Origin of the sequence: Pseudomonas sp. IT-P74 (genome assembly GCF_949768175.1) — a bacterium.
GTDB lineage: Bacteria > Pseudomonadota > Gammaproteobacteria > Pseudomonadales > Pseudomonadaceae > Aquipseudomonas.
On record NZ_CATKQD010000041.1, the window covers coordinates 1 to 867 of the forward strand.

Genomic DNA, 867 nt, shown 5'->3' on the forward strand with positions numbered 1-867 from the left:
GGCGGCCCTTGCTGGTATGTCCTTTGATCTAGCCGACGCCAAAAAAGCCCATCTTCGAGGAAACCACTCGTTAGCCTTAGTATATTCCATGCGTGCTGCCGCCCAAGTTAGCGCGGCATTCTTGTCTGCAGCGATCGGGTTGGCAGCAGCAGGCCCATACCTCCAACGCTTAATTAAAATACATGGACGTAACCGCTTTCTGACATTCACCTATAAGACGTCTACACAGCTTGCATTGAGAATGGCTTTTATGCTGCGTTGGTGCATACGAATCAATTTGGTGATTTTCGCAGCTTCCGTCGCGTTAGAAATGCTGCTCCCCAATGAGCTTCAGAATTACTTGAACCACTGTACTTTTCGAAAAGATCGAGACAATGGAACTCCAAAATCCGTAGAGCAAGAACTGATAAATTTCCACAAAGCTATCGAGGCAACCCTCTAATGTATTTTTTTGAATGGCTCATGTATGACGGACGTGCGACGACTGATTACGAAGCATTGGCGAAAGAAGCTGACCAACAAATAGCGAACGAAGAAAAGCTGCCTCCAATCCGCGTATCACAGGCCGTCTCGAAAGCAATTACAGATAACCAGTCCCTTTACGACTACAATTCCACCTACATTGATGTCCGCACTCCAAACGATGAGAAGCGCGGACTGATAACATTGATAGCCGGCGGCGGCGGCGTAGGACTACTATGGATGCTCGTCCTTGCATTTTATTTTCTCACGATGTACTACTGGAACGAGCACAAAGGTTCCGAGAGCATCCCGCTCAGCATTATTGATTTTATTTCCCTGCATATCATTCCATTAATTCCTATAACTTCTCTGTATCTATACATAAAATACGTCTTTCGCTACTTA

At 45.9% G+C, this 867-nt stretch carries 1 protein-coding gene and 1 pseudogene; both read left to right on the forward strand.

The annotated features are described in order from the left end of the window. Positions 1–442, forward strand: a 442-nt coding sequence (locus tag ACM6J5_RS18485; RefSeq protein WP_414929109.1) for a hypothetical protein, incomplete at its 5' end; no start/stop codon positions are given. 20 nt (positions 443–462) lie between these two features. Then, positions 463–867 (forward strand): annotated as a pseudogene (locus ACM6J5_RS18490) (hypothetical protein); the annotation flags it as partial.